17 protein-coding genes are annotated in these 20,588 nt (G+C 28.4%); 15 read left to right on the top strand and 2 right to left on the bottom strand.

Annotated features, from left to right (window positions below; translation table 11 throughout):
• Nucleotides 1-106 precede the first annotated feature (106 nt).
• The 9 genes from ACAG39_01045 to ACAG39_01085 all read left to right on the top strand — a co-directional run bounded on the left by ACAG39_01045 (nucleotide 107) and on the right by ACAG39_01085 (nucleotide 11,137).
• Nucleotides 107-1,786 (top strand): diguanylate cyclase, encoded by a 1,680-nt coding sequence (locus ACAG39_01045; protein ID MEZ0535813.1) that lies wholly within the window; start codon nucleotides 107-109, stop codon nucleotides 1,784-1,786.
• A complete protein-coding gene (gene nrdR, locus ACAG39_01050; protein MEZ0535814.1) occupies nucleotides 1,783-2,262 on the top strand; it encodes a transcriptional regulator NrdR in 480 nt (159 codons plus the stop codon). Before ACAG39_01045 ends, nrdR begins: the two co-directional genes overlap by 4 nt.
• Before the next feature lie 158 nt (nucleotides 2,263-2,420).
• Entirely contained in the window at nucleotides 2,421-2,867 is a 447-nt protein-coding gene (locus tag ACAG39_01055) for an Hsp20/alpha crystallin family protein (GenBank protein ID MEZ0535815.1), read from the top strand.
• A gap of 57 nt (nucleotides 2,868-2,924) precedes the next feature.
• Nucleotides 2,925-5,525 carry an ATP-dependent chaperone ClpB gene (gene clpB, locus ACAG39_01060; GenBank protein ID MEZ0535816.1) on the top strand — a complete coding sequence of 867 codons (2,601 nt, stop codon included), beginning with the start codon at nucleotides 2,925-2,927 and terminating at the stop codon, nucleotides 5,523-5,525.
• Between the two features lie 165 nt (nucleotides 5,526-5,690).
• Nucleotides 5,691-6,986: a phenylacetate--CoA ligase family protein gene (locus tag ACAG39_01065; GenBank protein ID MEZ0535817.1), complete on the top strand. Its 1,296-nt coding sequence runs from the start codon at nucleotides 5,691-5,693 to the stop codon at nucleotides 6,984-6,986.
• A gap of 22 nt (nucleotides 6,987-7,008) precedes the next feature.
• On the top strand, nucleotides 7,009-8,739 hold the full coding sequence (gene iorA / locus ACAG39_01070) for an indolepyruvate ferredoxin oxidoreductase subunit alpha (protein MEZ0535818.1): 1,731 nt from the start codon (nucleotides 7,009-7,011) through the stop codon (nucleotides 8,737-8,739).
• An 8-nt stretch (nucleotides 8,740-8,747) separates the two neighbouring features.
• Complete coding sequence (locus ACAG39_01075; GenBank protein MEZ0535819.1) at nucleotides 8,748-9,314, top strand: indolepyruvate oxidoreductase subunit beta; 567 nt, start codon at nucleotides 8,748-8,750, stop codon at nucleotides 9,312-9,314.
• Between the two features lie 18 nt (nucleotides 9,315-9,332).
• A complete protein-coding gene (locus ACAG39_01080) occupies nucleotides 9,333-10,634 on the top strand; it encodes a phenylacetate--CoA ligase family protein (GenBank protein ID MEZ0535820.1) in 1,302 nt (433 codons plus the stop codon).
• Nucleotides 10,635-10,705: 71 nt separating this feature from the next.
• Nucleotides 10,706-11,137 carry an ACT domain-containing protein gene (locus tag ACAG39_01085; GenBank protein ID MEZ0535821.1) on the top strand — a complete coding sequence of 144 codons (432 nt, stop codon included), beginning with the start codon at nucleotides 10,706-10,708 and terminating at the stop codon, nucleotides 11,135-11,137.
• 22 nt (nucleotides 11,138-11,159) lie between these two features.
• Here the strand turns inward: ACAG39_01085 and ACAG39_01090 are convergent, their stop codons facing one another.
• A complete protein-coding gene (locus tag ACAG39_01090; GenBank protein MEZ0535822.1) occupies nucleotides 11,160-11,357 on the bottom strand; it encodes a small, acid-soluble spore protein, alpha/beta type in 198 nt (65 codons plus the stop codon).
• A gap of 196 nt (nucleotides 11,358-11,553) precedes the next feature.
• Between ACAG39_01090 and miaB the strand changes: the two genes are divergently transcribed.
• The 6 genes from miaB (at nucleotide 11,554) to ACAG39_01120 (ending at nucleotide 19,974) form a co-directional block, all read left to right on the top strand.
• On the top strand, nucleotides 11,554-12,912 hold the full coding sequence (gene miaB, locus ACAG39_01095) for a tRNA (N6-isopentenyl adenosine(37)-C2)-methylthiotransferase MiaB (protein ID MEZ0535823.1): 1,359 nt from the start codon (nucleotides 11,554-11,556) through the stop codon (nucleotides 12,910-12,912).
• A gap of 1 nt (nucleotide 12,913) precedes the next feature.
• Entirely contained in the window at nucleotides 12,914-15,514 is a 2,601-nt protein-coding gene (gene mutS, locus ACAG39_01100) for a DNA mismatch repair protein MutS (protein MEZ0535824.1), read from the top strand.
• A gap of 2 nt (nucleotides 15,515-15,516) precedes the next feature.
• Nucleotides 15,517-17,367 carry a DNA mismatch repair endonuclease MutL gene (gene mutL, locus ACAG39_01105; GenBank protein MEZ0535825.1) on the top strand — a complete coding sequence of 617 codons (1,851 nt, stop codon included), beginning with the start codon at nucleotides 15,517-15,519 and terminating at the stop codon, nucleotides 17,365-17,367.
• A 14-nt stretch (nucleotides 17,368-17,381) separates the two neighbouring features.
• Entirely contained in the window at nucleotides 17,382-18,317 is a 936-nt protein-coding gene (gene miaA / locus ACAG39_01110; GenBank protein MEZ0535826.1) for a tRNA (adenosine(37)-N6)-dimethylallyltransferase MiaA, read from the top strand.
• A 54-nt stretch (nucleotides 18,318-18,371) separates the two neighbouring features.
• A complete protein-coding gene (gene hfq, locus ACAG39_01115) occupies nucleotides 18,372-18,629 on the top strand; it encodes an RNA chaperone Hfq (protein ID MEZ0535827.1) in 258 nt (85 codons plus the stop codon).
• A gap of 70 nt (nucleotides 18,630-18,699) precedes the next feature.
• Nucleotides 18,700-19,974, top strand: a complete 1,275-nt coding sequence (locus ACAG39_01120; GenBank protein ID MEZ0535828.1) for an aminotransferase class I/II-fold pyridoxal phosphate-dependent enzyme — start codon at nucleotides 18,700-18,702, stop codon at nucleotides 19,972-19,974.
• Here ACAG39_01120 and lexA read toward each other — a convergent pair.
• On the bottom strand, nucleotides 19,971-20,582 hold the full coding sequence (lexA, locus tag ACAG39_01125) for a transcriptional repressor LexA (GenBank protein MEZ0535829.1): 612 nt from the start codon (nucleotides 20,580-20,582) through the stop codon (nucleotides 19,971-19,973). The genes ACAG39_01120 and lexA overlap by 4 nt on opposite strands.
• Between the last annotated feature and the right edge of the window lie 6 nt (nucleotides 20,583-20,588).

The following is a 20,588-nucleotide window of genomic DNA, read 5'->3' on the forward strand; positions in this document are numbered from 1 at the left end:
TTATTTTATTATTATGTTGTATAATTTTTATATATATATTTTAGAAAATATGAATAGTTTATAAATGTAAGCTTTCAAGTATATTTTTAAGGGGATGCACTAAATAATGGATGAAAGGTTAATAAATATAAAAATAAAGGTTGAAAAGATATTTATTGTTTTGAACTTATTTGTATTTATAATAGTTTCCCTGTATTTTATAATAAACAACAATATAAGAAAATATGATTCATCAAATTCTTACATAGTTGTTGTATTTTTAATTATTTCAATATTTTATAATATATTAAAATGGTGGTTACTTAATAAGTATAGGAAAGATTTATTTCAGGAATGGTATAATTTTTTAAAGATATCAGAAGCAATACTTTTTACATTTTATTTTTCATATTTAAATTTGTATGATAAGATGTATATATTTGCCGTTATATTCCTGTTGTTCTATTCAATTTCAGAAAAGAAATATTCTATTTTATCATTGATTATTTTTATTATTAGTTTTGTATTGCATATTATTATTGCTCTAGTGTATAAGCCCATTTATTACCTAGAAGAAACTTTTGTAACAATTTTATATATCATAACATTAATTATTTTAAATTATATACTTATAACTCATGAACAAATACCAATGAATCTATTTAAATCTATTATAAATGAAAATGAAGATTACAAAAAATCTACTCAAAAATTATCCGAAGAAATTAATACTTTTAATAAAAAAATAATTGAATTAGAAAATGAACTTAATTTTTTAAGAGAAAATAATAAAAAGCTCAATGTTTCTTTAGGTGAATTTTATAATCTTCAAGAAATAAGTAAAATTATTACTCAAATTTTGGACACAAAAGAATTATTGAGATTTGTAAATGATGTTTTAATTGGTGTTACTGGTGTTGATAAAAGCACAATATTTTTATTAAATAAAGAAAAAACTGAGTTATATGTTGCTTATACAAATATAAATGATGTTGAAAAAGAAGAAAGCTTTACGCAGGACAAAGTAAAATGGCTATTAGAAAAAGCAACAAATTCTGAAAATGGTTTTATAAATAAAGCAAATACAAAGGAATATAAATTCTTAAATAATCGATCAACTAAATCCTTTATGTATGCATCTATCTCTACAAAAACTGATAAATATGGAATTATTTTGTTGGAACAAATATTTGAAGATATATTTTCGGATGATAATTTAAGATTTTTAACGGCAATAGCTGCCCAGATCTCAGTTGCACTAGAAAATTCAAGTCTTTATCAACAAATGAGAAGTATGGCAATGGTTGATGGTTTAACAGGTGCATACAACAGAATATTTTTGTTTGAAACACTTGAAAAAGAAATGGAACTTTCTGATGGTAATTTTCCAATTAGTATAGCAATGTTTGATGTTGATAATTTCAAAAAGTTAAATGATACCTATGGTCATTTGTTTGGTGATAAAGTGTTACAGACAATAGTAAGGATAATAAAAGACAGATTAAGAAAAGATGATATTGTAGCCCGTTATGGTGGAGAAGAATTTATAATTGTATTTAATCATCTTGATACACAAAATACCTATAAAGTTGTAGAAAGAATAAGAACAGCGATTGAAAACGAAATTATTGAAGATAATCTTATCCAAACAAAAGTTACAGTTAGTTTTGGTATTGCGACATATCCTAATAATGCTAATACAATTAGGGATCTTATTAAATGTGCTGATATTGCATTATATTCAGCAAAAAGAAGCGGTAAAAATTGTACAAAAATATTTGAAAGTGAAGTGGGGATAAAGTTATGAGATGTCCTTATTGTGGATTTATTGATAGTAAGGTTATAAATTCACGTCCATCAGATGAAGGAAAAACAATAAAGCGTAGACGTGAATGTATAAAATGCCAAAAGCGATTTACAACATACGAAAAGATTGAAAAAGCCCCTATACTTATTATAAAAAAGGATAATAGAAGAGAAGAATATGACAGAGGGAAAATACTAAATGGTATTATAAAAGCTTGTCAAAAAAGACCAGTATCAATTGAAACAATGAATCAAATAGTTGATGAAATTGAGAATGATATATATAATTCAATGAGAGATGAGATAACTTCAAGAGAGATTGGCGAAATGGTAATGGAAAAATTAAAAGAGCTTGACCAAATATCATATGTTAGATTTGCTTCTGTATATAGAGAGTTTAAGGATATTAATACTTTTTTAAATGAACTACAAAAGCTTCTGAGCGAGAAAAGTGATATAAAATTAAGAAATGAATAGATTATATAAAGTTTTTCGTTATTTTTAATATATTTTAATAATATTTGGCCTATTTTGAATATTGATTTTTTATTATTTAGTATTAAAATTATAATTGAAAAGTCAAAGAAAGTCAAAATCAAAGTAAAATAAAGTCAAATTAAAGGAGGTAGGTAAAAATGTTAAGAGATATTACTCCATTTGGCAAAAAGCCATTTGACATTATGAAAAAGCTTGAAAAAGAGTTCTTTGATTTTGATGACTGGTTTGATGATTTAGCAATTCCATTTGAAAAAGGACCTAAATTTATGAGAACAGATATAAAAGAAACAGAAACAGAGTATATTATCGAAGCTGAAATTCCAGGTGCTAAAAAGGACGACATAAAGATTGAACTATATGATAATAGGCTTACAATAAAGGCCGAAGTAAAACACGAGGAAAAGGTAGAAAAAGAAAACTTTATTAGAAGAGAAAGAAGATATGGAAGTTGTCAAAGAACATTCTATCTTGACAATGTAAAGCAAGATGATATTAAGGCAAAATATGAAGATGGTATATTAAAAGTTGTCCTTCCAAAAGAAAAACCAACAAAACCACATATGAGAAACATTGAAATAGAATAAAATATATATTAGGGAAGGTTAATTCCTTCCCTAAATTTTATTATTGAGGTGATGAAAATGAACATTGAAAGATTTACACAAAGCTTACAAGAAGCAATAATAAATAGCCAAAATTTAGCTGTAATGTATAAACATCAAGAAATTTCTATAGAACATCTACATTATGCACTTGTTCAAAATCCTGAACAATTGATTTATAAAATTTTATCTAATATGGGAGTAAATGTTGAAAATTATAAATCTGATGCTGAACTTTTACTTAAGAAAATACCTGTAGTATATGGCCCAGGTGCTACATCAATATATTTTAATAGAAATTTTAATGAAGTATTGATTAAAGCAGAAGAAGAGGCTAAAAAGTTTAAAGATGAATATATTAGTGTAGAACATGTATATTTAGCACTTATAGATTTTGATTTTCAAGCTCTAAAACAAATCTTTAAGAAATACAATATAAACAGAGATAACTTTTTAAATCAGTTATATAAAATTAGAGGTAACCAAAGAATTACAAATCCAAATCCAGAAGATACCTATGATAGTCTAAAAAAATTTGGACGTGATTTAACACAATTAGCTAAATTAGGTAAACTTGACCCGGTAATTGGACGAGATGATGAAATAAGAAGGGTTATTCAAATATTATCAAGAAGAACAAAAAATAATCCTGTATTAATTGGTGAGCCAGGTGTTGGAAAGACTGCTATTGTAGAGGGTCTTGCTCAACGCATAATAAAAGGTGATGTTCCAGAAAGCTTAAAAAATAAGACAGTTTTTGCACTTGATTTAGGAGCATTAATAGCTGGAGCAAAGTATAGAGGAGAGTTTGAAGAAAGATTAAAAGCGGTTTTAAATGAGGTTCAAAATTCTGATGGCAAGATTATTTTGTTTATTGATGAGATTCATAATATTGTTGGTGCCGGAAAAGCTGAAGGGGCAATGGATGCAGGTAACTTATTAAAACCTATGTTAGCAAGAGGAGAGCTACATTGTATTGGTGCTACTACAATTGACGAATATAGAAAATATATAGAAAAGGATGCAGCACTTGAAAGAAGGTTTCAACCTGTTCTTGTAAATCCTCCATCGATTGAAGATAGTATATCAATTTTAAGGGGCTTAAAAGAAAGATTTGAAATTCATCATGGCGTAAGAATTAAAGATAGTGCAATAATTGCTGCGGTAAAGTTATCTGATAGATATATAACTGATAGGTTTCTACCTGATAAAGCAATTGATTTAATTGATGAAGCAGCAGCTTTACTTAGAACAGAAATTGATAGTTTGCCTGCTCCACTCGATGAAATAAATAGAAGAATAATGCAGTTGGAGATTGAGAAAAAGGTTCTTTCAATTGAGAATGAACAAAATAAAATAGCCGAAGTAGATAATGAGATTGCAAACCTAAAAGATAAATTAAATATACTCAATGCTCAATGGGTATATGAAAAGGAATTAATAACATCACTAAAAAATATAAAAGAAGAAATTGAAATGGTAAAGTTAGATATAGAAAAAGCAGAAAGAGAATACGACCTAAACAGGTTGTCAGAATTAAAATATGGAAGGCTCACCTCTTTAGAAAAACAGCTTGAATTAAAAAAGCAAGAAATTGAGAAAATTCCAAATGAAAATAGATTATTAAAAGAAGAGGTTAGTGAAGATGAAATTGCAAAAGTTATCTCTCGATGGACAGGTATTCCTGTATCCAAAATACTTGAAACAGAAAAACAGAAAATTCTTGATCTTGAAAATATATTGCACAAACGAGTCATAGGTCAAGATGTTGCTGTAAAAGCTGTATCAGAAGCAGTTTTAAGGGCAAGAGCAGGAATAAAAGACCCCAAAAAACCAATAGGTTCATTTTTATTCTTAGGACCAACAGGTGTTGGTAAAACAGAGTTAGCACGTGCACTATCAGAAGCATTATTTGATTCTGAAAACAACATGATAAGAATTGATATGACTGAATATATGGAAAAACATTCTGTTTCAAGATTGATTGGAGCTCCACCCGGATATGTTGGATATGATGAAGGTGGGCAGTTAACTGAGGCTGTTAGAACAAAACCATATTCTGTAATACTTTTTGATGAGATTGAAAAGGCTCATCATGATGTATTTAATATACTTTTACAAATTCTTGATGATGGAAGATTAACAGATTCACAAGGAAGAACAGTTGATTTTAAAAATACTATTATAATAATGACATCAAATTTAGCAAGTGATATTCTATTAAATAATAATTATGAAGATAATGATATTGATGAGAATACTAAAAATATTATTGAAAAGCAGCTAAAAAGCTTTTTTAGACCAGAGTTTTTAAATAGACTTGATGAAATAATTATATTTAAACCACTTAATAAAGAAGATTTAAAGAAGATTGTTAAACTTAGAATTAATGAAGTTCAAGAAAGACTTTCTCAAAGAGATATTGTAATTAATGTAACTGATAAATTACTTGAATATATTATAGATAATGCATATGATGTAAACTTTGGTGCAAGACCCATAAAAAGATTTATACAAAAAAACATCGAAACATTATTAGCTCGTGATTTAATAGAAGGTAAAATATCTGATGGAGACACTATTACAATAGATATTGAAGATGAAAAAATAAAAGTTTATACAGATTCAATGCCAGAATAAGCTATGATGCTTTTCTGGCATTTCTACATTTGAAAACTTTTTTAAAAAATTAATATAAAAAAACCAAATGCTATATTAACTAATATGCATAATTCTTGCTTGAAAAATATGCTTTTTTTATTTACAATAATATAAATAAATTATTTTGGAAGGATGGTAGGATAGATGATTTGGTCTGAATATGAAAAGCTTAATCGAAATCAATATGCTGAACTTCAATTAGAAAGATTAAAAAGAACGGTAGAAAGAGTTTATGAACTTGTTCCTTTTTACCGAAAGAAATTTGATGAGATAGGAGTTAAACCATCTCATATAAAATCTTTAAAAGACATATCACTTTTACCTTTTACAACAAAAGATGATTTAAGGACTAATTATCCATATGGACTTTTTACTGTTCCCTTATCAAAGATTGTAAGAATTCATGCCTCATCTGGAACTACTGGTAAACCAACAGTTGTAGGATATACAAAGCATGATATGGATGTTTGGACAGAATCGGTTGCTAGACTTGCTGTTGCAGCAGGTGTTAGAGAACATGATATTGCACAAATATCTTTTGGTTATGGACTTTTTACAGGGGCTTTTGGACTTCATTATGGCCTTGAAAAGATTGGTGCGACTGTAATTCCAATCTCAAGTGGAAACACAGAAAAACAGTTAATGATAATGCAAGACTTTGGGTCTTCAGTTTTAATTTGTACTCCATCATATGCACTTTATATGGATGAAGTTGCTTCTGAGCTAGGAATTGACAGAAATAATATCAAATTAAAATTGGGATTATTTGGTGGAGAAGGTTCAACAGTTGAAATGAGAAGAGAAATTGAAAAAAAGTGGGGATTATTTGCTACAGAAAATTATGGTCTTTCTGAAATAATAGGTCCGGGTGTATCAGGTGAATGTGAATATAGATGTGGGTTACATATAAATGAAGACCATTTTTACCCTGAAATTATTAATCCTGATACTGGTGAAGTTTTGCCAGAGGGTGAAACTGGTGAATTAGTTATAACAACAATAACTAAAGAGGGAATGCCACTTATTAGATATAGAACAAGAGATATCACTTCGTTGATTTATGAACCATGCAAATGTGGTAGAACAAGTGTTAGAATGACATCTGTTAAAGGTCGAACAGATGATATGCTAATTATTCGTGGTGTTAATGTATTCCCATCACAGATTGAATCAGTATTAATGGGAATTGAAGGAATTGGCCCTCAATATCAAATTATAGTTGATAAAAAGGGCTTTTTAGATGAAATAGAGGTACATGTTGAACTTGTAGATGGTAGTTTATTAGAAAGATATAGTGAATTAGAAAAATTAGAAAATAAAATTAAACATAGAATATATACAATATTAGGCTTAAATGTTAAGCTAAAATTAGTAGAGCCAAAAAGCATTGAAAGAACAGTTGGTAAGGCGAAAAGAGTGATTGACTTGAGAAAAAAATAAAGATTTTTGGGAGGTTGACAAGTTGAAAAAGCTAATGCTTGGAAATGAGGCTGTTGCCCGTGGATGCTATGAAGCTTCTGTTAAAGTTGTTTCTTCGTATCCAGGAACGCCTTCTACTGAAATTACTGAGTATATTGCAAAATATGATGATATATATTCTGAATGGGCACCAAATGAAAAAGTTGCACTTGAAGTAGCAATTGGTGCATCAATTTATGGGAAAAGAGCATTAAGTTGTATGAAACATGTTGGTTTAAATGTTGCAGCAGATCCATTATTTACAGTCTCATATACAGGTATAAACAAAGGACTTGTTTTAGCAGTTGCAGATGACCCTGGAATGCATTCATCTCAAAACGAACAGGATACAAGAATGATTGCTAAGGCTGCAAAGGTTCCTATAGTTGAACCATCTGATAGTGACGAATGTAGAAGATTTGTTAAATTTGCTTTTAAACTCAGTGAAATGTATGATACACCAGTTATATTAAGATTAACAACAAGGGTTTCTCATTCTCAATCAATTGTAGAGTTAGAGGATAGAGAAGACTATCAATCAGAATACATAAAAGACATTTCAAAATATGTTATGATGCCTGCAATGGCAAGGAAAAGACATATTTTTGTTGAAGAAAGAGAAAAGTTATTATCTGAGTTTGCAAACAATTGTGAGTTAAATAGAATTGAAAAAGGTGATACAAGTTTTGGTATTATTACATCTGGAATAAGCTATCAATATGTAAAAGAAGCTATACCGAATGCATGGATACTAAAATTGGGGCTTGTTAATCCACTACCACAAAAGTTAATAAAAGATTTTTGTAATAAATTTGAAAAGGTATATATTATTGAGGAATTGGATCCATTTATAGAAAACTATGTTAGAAGCCTTGGAATAACAAATGTTCATGGCAAGGATATTTTCCCTTTATGTGGAGAATATTCAGCTCAATTAATTAAAAAAGTAATATTAGGTGTTGAGGATAATAAATGTGATAAACTAAGCATTGAATTACCAATAAGAACACCAGTATTATGTCCTGGTTGCCCTCATAGAGGTATTTTTTATGCAATTAAAAAGGTTGGAACAATTACAACAGGTGATATAGGATGTTATACATTAGGAGCCCTAAAGCCATTTGAAGCTATTGATACATGTGTTTGCATGGGTGCAAGTATTGGAATGGCACATGGTATAAATAAAGCTTCTGATAATAATGAAAAGGCTGTTGCTGTAATAGGTGATTCTACTTTTATACATTCTGGAATTACAGGGCTAATTAATGCTGTTTATAATAAATCAAATTTACTTTTGATTATTTTGGATAATTCAACAACTGGTATGACTGGGCATCAAGAACATCCTGCAACTGGCTTTACTATTAAAAATGAACCTACATATATGTTAAATATTGTTGAACTTTGTAAAACAGTTGGTGTAGATAATGTTGATGTAATAGACCCATATAATATTAATGAGAATGTTGAAAAAATAAAAAAATCTCTGGAAACAAAAGGTGTATCTGTTTTAATTGCTAAGGCACCTTGCAGATTACACAAAAGATTCAGAATTGACAAAAAAATAAGACAAGTTGATAATAAAAAATGTAAAAATTGCAAAATGTGTCTATCAATTGGGTGTCCAGCTATTTCTAATAAAGATGGTATTATTAAGATTGATGAAAATCTTTGTTTTAGCTGTGGTTTATGCCAAAGCGTTTGTAAATTTGGTGCTATTATAACAAAGGAGTAGATATTGGTATGACGAAAAGTATATTAGTTGTTGGTGTAGGAGGACAAGGAAATCTTCTTTTGAGCAGAATCCTTGGTGATGTCTTTTTATCAAAAGGATTTGATGTAAAAATATCAGAGGTTCATGGGATGGCACAACGTGGAGGAAGTGTTGTAACATATGTTAAATTTGGAGAAAAGATTTATTCTCCATTAATTGAAAAAAATGAAGCAGATTTTATTCTTGCATTTGAAAAATTAGAAGGGCTACGTTGGATTGATTATTTAAAAGATGATGGGGTTCTAATATTAAATGATTATGAAATTCCACCAATGAGTGTTATATCTGGAATATCGAAATACCCAGATGTAATATCTATTTTAGAAAAACAAAATTTAAATTATAAATTAGTAGATTTGAATAGTGTTGTAAATAAACTTAATTCTTCAAGGGTAATGAATATAGCATTATTGGGATACTTTTCAAAATATTTCGATTTTTCTGAACAAGATTGGATAGATGCCATAAAAAGAAATATAAAAGAAAAGTTTATTGATATTAATCTAAAAGCATTTTCTTTTGGGAAAGAGTTATAATATAAAGAGGTGAGATTAGTGAAGTATTGGAATGAGCCAGTTGAGTGTGCTGATAGAGAAAGGTTAAACCAAATTAAAACAATGAGACTAATTGATACTGTAAAAAGGGTTTATTTTAATGTTCCACATTACAGAAATAAGATGCAAGATTATGGCCTTGTGCCAGAAGATATTAAAAGTTTAGATGATTTAAAAAAGCTACCTTTTACAACAAAACAAGATTTGAGAGATACTTATCCTTATGGATTATTTGCAACACCGTTAAGTGAGATTGTTCGTATTCATGCATCTTCAGGAACTACTGGTAAACAAACAGTTGTAGGTTATACAAGAAATGATTTGACTATATGGTCTGAAGTAATGGCAAGGACATTAATTGCTGCTGGTGCAGATAAACATTCATTTATTCAAGTGGCTTACGGGTATGGTTTGTTTACAGGCGGATTAGGAGTTCATTATGGTGCTGAAAGAATAGGTGCTTCTGTTATACCAATTTCAGTTGGTAATACAAAAAGGCAGGTTCAACTGATGGTTGATTTCGGAACAACCTTGATTGCATGTACTCCTTCATATGCCTTATATTTGGCAGAAACTATTGATGAATTAGGCATAGATAAAAGTGAATTAAAGCTAAAATCAGGGGTATTTGGAGCTGAACCTTGGTCAGAAAATATGAGAAAAGAGATTGAATTAAAGCTAAATTTAAAAGCACATGATATTTATGGTCTTTCAGAAATTATTGGGCCAGGTGTATCTTTTGAATGTGAATATCAAGAAGGGCTACATATAAACGAAGACCATTTTATACCTGAAATAATTAATCCAGAAACTGGTGAAGTATTGCCCGAAGGTTCAATAGGTGAGCTTGTTTTTACAACTGTAACTAAAGAGGGTTTACCTCTCATTAGATATAGAACAAGAGATATAACTTCATTAAATTATGAAAAATGCAAATGCGGAAGAACATTAGTTAGAATGAATAAGGTTATGGGAAGAACAGATGATATGATAATTGTAAGAGGAGTTAATGTATTTCCAACTCAAATTGAAAGTGTCTTACTTGAGATAGGAGATACATCACCTCATTATCAATTAATTGTAGATAGGGTAAATAACTTAGATGTACTTGAAGTACTTGTAGAAGTTTCAGAAAATCTATTCTCTGATGAAGTAAAGAAATTAGAAGATCTTGATAGGAAAATAACAAAAGCAATTGAAGACACATTAGGTATATCAGTAAAAGTAAGACTTGTTGAACCTAAAACAATTGAAAGAAGCGAAGGGAAAGCAAAAAGAGTTATAGATAAAAGAAAATATTAGTTTGATTTATTATTGAAAGGGTAAAAGATAATTAAAGTAATTTAATGCAATTAATAAAGGAGGGATAATTAATGCTTGTAAAACAGATATCAGTTTTTCTAGAAAACAAGTCAGGAAGGTTAGCAGAAGTAACTAAGTTACTGGGGGAAAATGATATACAAATATTAGCACTTTCTATTGCTGATACTACTGATTTTGGGATATTAAGACTTATTGTTAATAAACCAGATATTGCTTTAGAGGTTTTGAAAGAGAATGGATATACAGTATCTGGGACCGAGGTTATTGGAATTTCTGTTGAAGATAAGCCAGGTGGTTTATCAAGAGTACTAGAAATTTTATTTAAATATGACGTTAGTATAGAATATATGTATGCTTTTGTTGGTAAGATAACAGATGAGGCATTAGTAATCTTAAAGGTTGATAGGCCAGAGTTTGCTATTAAGGTTCTTCGAGAGAATAACATAAAGATACTTGATCCTAAAGATGTATATACAATGTAGAAGGGGGATAATCCCCCTTCTTTTATTGACCTTTAACTCTATTTTGATAATCTTGAATCATTTTTTTTACCATATACCCACCAATTGTTCCTGCTTGTTTTGCTGTAATGTTACCATTATATGGCTGTAATTGAACTCCTACTTCTGATGCTGTTTCATTTTTTAGCTTATCCATTGCTGGAGTTGCTTCAGGAACCAACTTTTTTCTTGTTCTTGCCATTTCTTTAACCCCCTATTTTATTATTCATTATTATTTTTAGCTTTTTTAAGATAAATATAAATTAAATTTTTCCAATTAATTTACTTTATAATTTTTAATATGTAATGATATAATAAGGTTTGAAAGTTTTAAAAAGAGGTGTTTTATATTGGCTGAAAGATTATTTGAATTTGATAGACAACAATCTTTTATAGAAATGATTTCTGAAAAAAATCTTGATTATATTGAAAAGAATAATACTAAAAAGAAATATCATATTATAACTTATGGTTGTCAAATGAACGTTCATGATTCCGAAAAATTAGCTGGTATGTTAAATTCAATGGCCTATGAAGAAACAGATAATATTAATGAAGCAAATCTGGTAATATTTAATACTTGTGCAGTTAGAGAACACGCAGAATCAAGGGTATATGGCAATATTGGACCATTAAAAAAATATAAGGAGAAAAAAGATGAATTTATTATTGCTGTTTGCGGATGTATGCCACAACAAAGTGGTGTTGCTGAAAAAATAGCAAAATTATTTCCTTTTATTGATATTATTTTTGGGACTAAAAATTTATATAGATTTCCAGAAATGCTTTATAACGCATTTATTTCAAATAAAACAATTATTGATGTTCGAGATGATGAAGATGTTGTTGTAGAAGGAGTTCCTGTTGCTCGTAAAGAAGGCGTATCTGCTTTTGTAAATATTATTTATGGGTGTAATAATTATTGCACATATTGTATTGTTCCTTATGTAAGAGGGCGAGAAAGAAGTAGAAAATCAGATGAAATAATTTTTGAAATAGAGAATTTGGCCCAAAGTGGTGTAAAAGAAGTAACCTTATTAGGCCAAAACGTAAACTCATATGGTAAGGATCTTGACGAAAATATTTCTTTTGCTAAATTATTGTCTATGGTAAATGATATAAATGGAATAGAAAGAATAAGGTTTGTAACTTCTCATCCAAAGGATTTATCAGATGAATTAATAGATGCAATGGCAAATTTAGATAAAGTTTGCGAACATATTCATTTACCTATTCAGTCGGGTAGTTCAAGAATATTAAAAGAAATGAATAGAAAATATACTAAAGAAGATTATTTAAAACTTATTGAAAAACTAAAATATAAAGTTAAAGACATTGCAATAACAACTGATATTATAGTAGGATTTCCTGGAGAAGAAGAGGAAGATTTTCAAGAAACACTCGATGTAGTTAAAAAAGTCCAATTTGATTCAGCTTTTACATTCATTTATTCAAAAAGAAAAGGAACTAAGGCTGCAGAGCTTGAAAATCAAGTACCAGATGATATTAAACATAATAGATTTAACAGACTTCTCGATGTTGTTGAAGATATTGCATTAAATAAGAATAAAAAATTAATTGGAAAAACTTTTGAAGTCTTAGTTGATGGTTATTCAAAAAAGAATAATCTTCTTACAGGGAGAACAAGAACAAATAAACTTGTTAACTTAAAAGGAAGTACTGATTTAATGTATAAAAATGTAAATGTATATATAACAGATGCAACACAGCATTGGCTCCTTGGTGAGGTGAGATAGGATGCAAAATCTTACTCCAATGATGCAACAATATTTAGAAATAAAAGAAAAAGTTAAAGACGCTATTCTTTTTTTCAGATTAGGTGACTTTTATGAAATGTTCTTTGATGATGCTATTATAGCCTCAAAAGAGCTTGAAATAGCATTGACAGGGAGAGACTGTGGATTGGATGAAAGGGCACCAATGTGTGGTGTTCCTTATCATTCAGCTAATACATATATTTCAAAATTAATTGAAAAAGGATACAAAGTTGCAATATGTGAACAGGTAGAAGATCCAAAGTTAGCTAAAGGTATAGTAAAAAGAGAAATAACAAGAATAATTACACCTGGAACTTTTATTGATGAAAATCAATTTGATAACAAAAAAAACAATTATGTTTGCTGCATTATAAAAAATAATAATTTTTATGGAATTGCTTTTTGTGATATTTCTACTGGTGAATTACTTGCAACAGAATTTTATGAAGATAAATCCTTATTATTGAATGAGATTGGTAAATTTAATCCAAAAGAAATATTGATTGATGATCAAGATGTAACAAATGTTGAAATTATTAAGTCAAACTATAATATATTTATTCAAAAAATTGGAAAAGTAAGTATTAATGAAACAGAAGGAATTATTCTTGAACTTATCAAAAAAGAACCCTACGGACTTTCAATTACATTAAAAATATGCTTAAGTACATTATTAAAATATTTACATGAAACACAAAAGATTTCTCTTGATTTCATTAATAATATATCAATCTATAATATTCAAAGTTTTATGGGAATTGATATTAATACAAAAAGAAATTTGGAGCTAGTAGAAAATTTAACAACACATTCTAAAAAACATAGTTTACTTGATATTTTAGATAATGCTAAAACAGCAATGGGATCAAGACTTATTAGAAAATGGTTGGAACAACCGCTTGTTGATGTAATTGAAATAAATAAAAGACTTGAAGCAGTTGAGGAACTTTATAAAAATTTTGGTTTATTAAATAGTATAACAGAACTTTTATCAAATATTTATGATATAGAAAGATTATGTTCTAAATTTGCATATCTATCAATTAATGCTCGTGATTTAAATTTACTGAAAAAATCAATTTATAATCTTCCAGAATTAAAAAGATTATTAAAATCATGTAATAGTAAATTATTAAAACTAATAGCAGAAGATCTCGATACTTTAGAAGATATCTATCAATTGATAGATAATTCAATAATTGAACAACCGCCTATTAGCATAAAAGAAGGTGGTATAATAAAAGATGGTTTTAATAAAGATATTGATTATCTTAGAAATATCTCAACTAATAGTAAACAGATGTTAGCAAGTTATGAGGAACAGGAAAAGGCAAAAACTGGCATTAAGAATTTAAAAGTTGGTTATAATAAGGTTTTTGGGTATTATATAGAAGTTACAAAGTCAAATTTAAATTTAGTACCAGATACTTATATAAGGAAACAAACAATTTCTAATGGCGAAAGATATATAACTGAAGATTTAAAAAAGATAGAAAATGATATTGTAAATGCTGATAGTAAGTTAATAGATCTTGAATATCAAATTTTCTGTTCAATTAGAGATGATATTAATGATAATTTAGAGAGAATTCAAAAGACAGTAAAATGTATATCAATATTAGATGCATTATGTTCTTTTGCAGAAATATCTATTAGAAATAGGTATATAAAGCCTAATGTCAACTTACTAGATAGAATTTATATAAAGAATGGTAGACATCCTGTTGTAGAAGAAATGATTGGTATAGAAAATTTTATACCTAATGATACAGATATAGATGAAGAAAATAATAGAGTTATAATTATTACAGGGCCTAATATGGCAGGGAAATCAACATACATGAGACAGGTTGCTTTAATTGTTATTATGGCTCAAATTGGTTGCTTTGTTCCTGCCACAGAAGCTACAATTGGAATTGTAGATAAAATATTTTCTAGAATTGGAGCTTCTGATAACATTACTTATGGTCAAAGTACATTTATGGTTGAAATGAGTGAAGTAGCAAATATCCTAAAAAATGCTACACATAAAAGCTTAATTATTTTTGATGAGGTTGGAAGAGGAACAAGCACTTATGATGGTTTATCAATAGCATGGTCAGTTGTTGAATATGTAGCTAACAAATATAAAATTGGTGCTAAAACTCTTTTTGCTACACATTATCACGAATTGACTGAGCTAGAAGAAAAGTTGAATGGTGTAAAAAATTACAGGGTCGAGGTAAAAGAAGAGGGAAAAAATATTATTTTCTTGAGGAAAATAGTTCGTGGAGGTTCTGACTCAAGTTATGGAATTCATGTTGCAAGAATAGCCGGAATACCTGAAGAGGTATTGGAAAGAGCTGAAGAAATACTTATTAAACTGGAAGAAGCAGATATTAACCGAAAAGATGTAACAAAGAAAATAAAAAAAGAAATAAAAAGAGAGTTACAAGATCAAATTGATTTATTTAACTATAAGAAAGAAGACATAATTGAAAAAATAAAATCACTTGATATCATGAACTTGACTCCTTTACAAGCTTTATATATTTTAAGTGAATTAAAAAACCAAGTATTATCTATAAATGAGAGGATATAATAATGGGTGAGATTGTAAAATTATCTGAAAGCTCAAAAAATAAATTAGCTGCTGGTGAGGTAATTGAAAGGCCTTCATCAGCATTAAAGGAATTAGTTGAAAATTCAATTGATGCCGGTTCTTCTCTTATAAATATTGATATATACGGTGGTGGTATAAAAAAACTTAGCGTTTATGATAATGGTAAAGGATTTTTAAAAGAAGATTTGGATATTGCATTTGAAAGGCATACAACAAGTAAAATTAAGCAATTTGAGGATATTTTTCAATTAAAAACATTTGGTTTTCGCGGTGAGGCTCTTGCTTCAATTGCTGCTGTTTCTAAAGTAACTGTAACAACAAAACATTTTTCTGAAGAAATAGGTTCCCAAATAAGAATTGAAGGTGGCAAAAAAGTATATTTAAAAGAGGTACCGTTTGAAAAAGGAACATTAATTAATGTAGAAGATCTATTTTTCAATACACCTGCGAGACTAAAATTTTTAAAATCTCCATCGTCTGAACTAAAACAATGTGTTGATATAATAGAAAGATGTGCTCTTGCTAACCCTAATATTTCATTTAAGCTTAATATTGATGGTAAGCAAAGCTTTTTTACCCCTGGTGACAATAATTTAACATCAGCTATTCTTTCATTATATGGAACTGAAATTTATAAGAATCTTGTAGAGATTAATTTCGAATTTGAAAAAGGAAGGATTTATGGATACTTTGTTCAACCTGCAATAAACAGATCTAATAGAACTGGGTACTTCTTTTATGTAAATAGAAGACCTGTTAAAAATAGAATTATTTCTTTGGCTATTGACGAAGCTTTCAAAAATAATATAATGGCAAATAGATTTCCAATAATATTTTTATTTATTGACATAAATCCTGAAGATATTGATATTAACGTTCATCCTCAAAAAAGTGAAGTCAAATTTGTTGATGAAAGACTAATATTTAAATTAATTATGCTTGCTATTAATGATGCATTTGAAAATAGAATAAAAATAACAAATATTCAAGGGATAACACATGCAAATACTGATAAAAAAGAATTGATTAATCTAAATTCTGATGAATTTGATAACATACAATTACATCAAAATATCAATAATAAATTAAATTCATCAAATAATTCTCAAAAAACCTTATTTGATAACAATTACCTAGGAGTAATGACAGGTATAAACAATGAATATACGCCAATAAAAACTCATCAACAAGCGTTTAATATAAATAGTAATAAACAAGAAGAAATAATTGTTAATCAAGTAGTAAATATTGATCAAAATGACCAAATAAAGATTGTAGGGTATTTATTTAACACTTATATTGCCGTTCAAAAAAGTGATTTATTATATTTGATTGATCAACATGCAGTCCATGAAAGAGAGATCTATAATAACCTAAAAAAGATGTTTAACGAAGGGAGTATACTAAGGCAACAGCTTTTGAGCCCTATTATATTAAATCTTACAAATAAAGAAAAAATAATAGTTTTGGGAAATCTGGATCTTTTCAATAAACTAGGTTTTGAGATTGAAGATTTTGGTTCAAATACTATTGCTATTAGAACTCAGCCACTAATTACTACAAAAATAAAAATAAAAGTTAAAATAGAAGATATAATATCAGAATTATTATTAGAAAAAGATAACAATGATTTAAGTAGATTTATTGATGATATTTTAAAAAAACTTTCATGTTCTTTAGCAATAAAAGGTGGAGATTATATTTCTGACTTTGATAAAAATTATATTGTAAAGCTTGCACTCGAAGAGAATATTTTATTTTGTCCTCATGGAAGGCCAACCACTTTAGAACTTTCTCGAACTCAGATAGAAAAATATTTTAAACGACGTTAGAAAAGGTGTTTAATATGAAGAAAAAAGTTATTATTATTGCAGGGCCAACTGCTACTGGTAAATCAGATGTTGCAATTGAATTGGCTCAAAAATTAAATGGTGAAATTATATCTGCAGACTCTATGTGTGTTTATAAATACATGGATATTGGTACAGCAAAACCTTCTATTGATCAAAGAAATCTAGTTAAGCATTACTTGATAGATATTGTTTTTCCTAATGAAGATTATAATGTTGCTAAATTTCAAAAAGATGCAACATTAGCAATAGATGAAATATATGAAAAAAATAAAATACCAATTATCGTTGGAGGAACTGGTTTTTATATTAAATCATTAATGGATATGACAAAATTCCCTGAAACAAGCACTGATCCAAGGTTAAGAGAATATCTTTATAACCTAGCAAATGATATGGGCAATAATTATGTTTATCAAATGCTTCAAAAAATAGATGAAGTTGCAGCAAGAAATGTTCATCCAAATAATTTAAAAAGAGTAATAAGATATATTGAGATATATGAACAGACCAAAAGAAAACCATCAGAATTTTTAGATCAGATAAAAAATTGTCAAAATCAAGCATTTGATTTTAAAGCTATATGTTTCCAAATTGATAGACAATTACTTTATCAAAGAATAAATTTGAGAGTTGATAAAATGATTTCAGCAGGACTAATTGACGAGGTTGAAAAATTATTAAATATGGGATATTCAAAAGAATTAAAATCTATGCAGGGTTTAGGTTATAAACAGATAATACCATATCTAGAAGGGAAATTATCTAAAGAAGATGCAATAGATGAATTAAAGCTAAGAACCAGACAATTTGCCAAAAGACAGATTATATGGTTTAAATATCAAGGAGAATTTAATTATCTAGATATTACTAATTTAGACTTTTCAAATTTGGTAAAAAAATGTTTTGACATTTGCAAAAGTGTGGTATAATTTAATAAAAATAAATAAAAATTATAATGTAAAAGTTTTTAGGGAGGATACATAATGGCAAAAGGGAATGTAAACCTACAGGATTTATACCTTAATCAAATTCGAAGAGATAAAATACCAGTAACAGTATTTCTTTCAAGTGGGTTTCAACTAAAAGGTACCATAAAAGGATTTGATAACTTTACATTAATTATTGAAACTGATAACAACAAACAACAATTGGTTTATAAACATGCAATTACTACAATTTTACCATCAAAACAAGTAACTTTTGCTTCACAACAAAATAATCAACAAAATGAGAATAAATAAAATTAAAAGCTCATGATTATCATGAGCTTTTAATTTGTATTAATTTAAAGATTACGAATGGGGTAATGCTATGGATTTTTCAATAATTAATAAATTTTATAAGATTGATAAACAGCTTATTGAACTTTCAGAAGAAGCATACTATAATGTTCAAATGCAATTTGGTCAAATTGAAAAAATCAAAAATTATAATCAGCTAAAAGTATTAAAATCTTTTCAAGAAAATAAAGTATGCGATGTTCATTTTTCTGGAACAACAGGTTATGGATATTCAGATGTTGGAAGGGATACTATAGAAAAAATTTATTCATCAATGTTTAAAACTCAAGACTCACTTGTAAGAATTCAATTCGTTTCAGGTACGCAGGCACTATCAACAATGCTTTTTGGAGTATTAAGGCCACAAGATACATTACTTTCTATAACTGGAAGCCCATATGATACTCTTTTAAAAGTGATTGGTTTAAAACCTGGTGGAAATGGAACATTAATGGAATATGGGATAAATTATAAGCAAATTGAGTTAATAAATAATGACTTTGACTATGATTCAATTAGAAAATGTTTATTAACTGATAAAAGTATAAAGGCAATATTTATTCAAAGATCAAGAGGATATACGCAAAGGAGATCTTTAGATATAAACCAAATTGAAAATATATGCAAAAATATTAAAGAATATAGAGATGACGTTGTTATCCTTGTTGATAATTGTTACGGTGAATTTACAGATATATCAGAACCTTCAGAAGTAGGAGCTGATTTAATAGGAGGTTCTTTAATCAAAAATCCGGGAGGAACAATTGCATTAACAGGTGGTTATATAAGTGGTAGAAAAGATTTAGTTGAAAAATGTGCTGATAGATTATTTTCACCAGGTATGGGGAAGGAAACAGGTCCTTCTTTAGGGTTTAATAGATATATATTACAAGGACTTTTTTATGCTCCACATATAGTTGCTGAGAGCTTAAAGATTTCAGTATGGAGTTCATACTTGTTAGAAAAACTAGGTTTTTCAACAAGTCCGAAATACAATGAAAAAAGAAGTGATATTGTTCAATCAATTACATTTTATTCTGAAAAAAAGTTAATAGAATTTTGTAAAGGAATACAGCAAGGTTGTCCAATTGATAGTATATACGAACCAGAACCTTGGGACATGCCCGGCTATAGCAATCAAGTAATTATGGCAGCAGGTAGTTTTGTTCAAGGGGCATCATTAGAACTTAGCTGTGATGCACCTATAAAAGAACCCTATACCGCATATTTGCAGGGTGGATGGAATTTTGAATCAGGAGTAATTGGTATTTTGATAGGTTTACAAAGAATCAGGAAGATGTGTTAATGCATCTTCCTGAAAAGTGCTATTACTTTACCAAGTATTTTAGCATCGTTAACAATTATTGGTTGCATTGTTTTATTTTCTGGTTGAAGTCTTATATAGCCGTTTTCTTTATAGAATCTTTTTACTGTTGCCTCGTTATCAATGAGAGCAACAACAATATCCCCATTGTTTGCAATATACTGTTTTCTAACAATTATTAAATCATTATCAAATATACCTGCATCAATCATACTATCTCCACGAACTTTTAAAATAAATGCATCCTCATACCCTACCCAATCAACTGGTATAGGTATAATATCTTCAATATTTTCGATTGCTGATATCGGTTCACCAGCTGTAACTTTACCTACTACAGGTAATTCTACCATTTCTTTTGATGGAATATCTCTTTCATCAGTTATTTCAATAGCTCTTGGCTTTGAGGGATCTCTTTTAATATAACCCTTTTTTTCTAATCTGGTTAAATGCCCATGAACAGTAGATGTAGAACGAAGACCAGTTGCTTCACAAATCTCTCTAACTGCAGGGGGATAGCCTTTTTCTTTTATACGTTTTTTAATAAATTCTAATATTTCTTCTTGTTTTTTTGTAAGTTCTTTTTTCAACTAACT

The organism is Caldicellulosiruptoraceae bacterium PP1 (genome assembly GCA_041320695.1).
Classification (GTDB): domain Bacteria; phylum Bacillota; class Thermoanaerobacteria; order Caldicellulosiruptorales; family Caldicellulosiruptoraceae; genus JBGGOQ01.

Excerpts from the sequence above, each read along its gene's own strand:
- ACAG39_01075 (MEZ0535819.1), top strand. The coding sequence starts at position 8,748 with ATGACGAAAAGTATATTAGTTGTTGGTGTAGGAGGACAAGGAAATCTT.
- ACAG39_01090 (MEZ0535822.1), bottom strand. The coding sequence starts at position 11,357 with ATGGCAAGAACAAGAAAAAAGTTGGTTCCTGAAGCAACTCCAGCAATG.
- ACAG39_01120 (MEZ0535828.1), top strand. The coding sequence starts at position 18,700 with ATGGATTTTTCAATAATTAATAAATTTTATAAGATTGATAAACAGCTT.
- hfq (MEZ0535827.1), top strand. The coding sequence starts at position 18,372 with ATGGCAAAAGGGAATGTAAACCTACAGGATTTATACCTTAATCAAATT.
- nrdR (MEZ0535814.1), top strand. The coding sequence starts at position 1,783 with ATGAGATGTCCTTATTGTGGATTTATTGATAGTAAGGTTATAAATTCA.
- ACAG39_01085 (MEZ0535821.1), top strand. The coding sequence starts at position 10,706 with ATGCTTGTAAAACAGATATCAGTTTTTCTAGAAAACAAGTCAGGAAGG.
- mutS (MEZ0535824.1), top strand. The coding sequence starts at position 12,914 with ATGCAAAATCTTACTCCAATGATGCAACAATATTTAGAAATAAAAGAA.
- clpB (MEZ0535816.1), top strand. The coding sequence starts at position 2,925 with ATGAACATTGAAAGATTTACACAAAGCTTACAAGAAGCAATAATAAAT.
- ACAG39_01045 (MEZ0535813.1), top strand. The coding sequence starts at position 107 with ATGGATGAAAGGTTAATAAATATAAAAATAAAGGTTGAAAAGATATTT.
- miaA (MEZ0535826.1), top strand. The coding sequence starts at position 17,382 with ATGAAGAAAAAAGTTATTATTATTGCAGGGCCAACTGCTACTGGTAAA.
- ACAG39_01065 (MEZ0535817.1), top strand. The coding sequence starts at position 5,691 with ATGATTTGGTCTGAATATGAAAAGCTTAATCGAAATCAATATGCTGAA.
- miaB (MEZ0535823.1), top strand. The coding sequence starts at position 11,554 with ATGATTTCTGAAAAAAATCTTGATTATATTGAAAAGAATAATACTAAA.
- ACAG39_01055 (MEZ0535815.1), top strand. The coding sequence starts at position 2,421 with ATGTTAAGAGATATTACTCCATTTGGCAAAAAGCCATTTGACATTATG.
- mutL (MEZ0535825.1), top strand. The coding sequence starts at position 15,517 with ATGGGTGAGATTGTAAAATTATCTGAAAGCTCAAAAAATAAATTAGCT.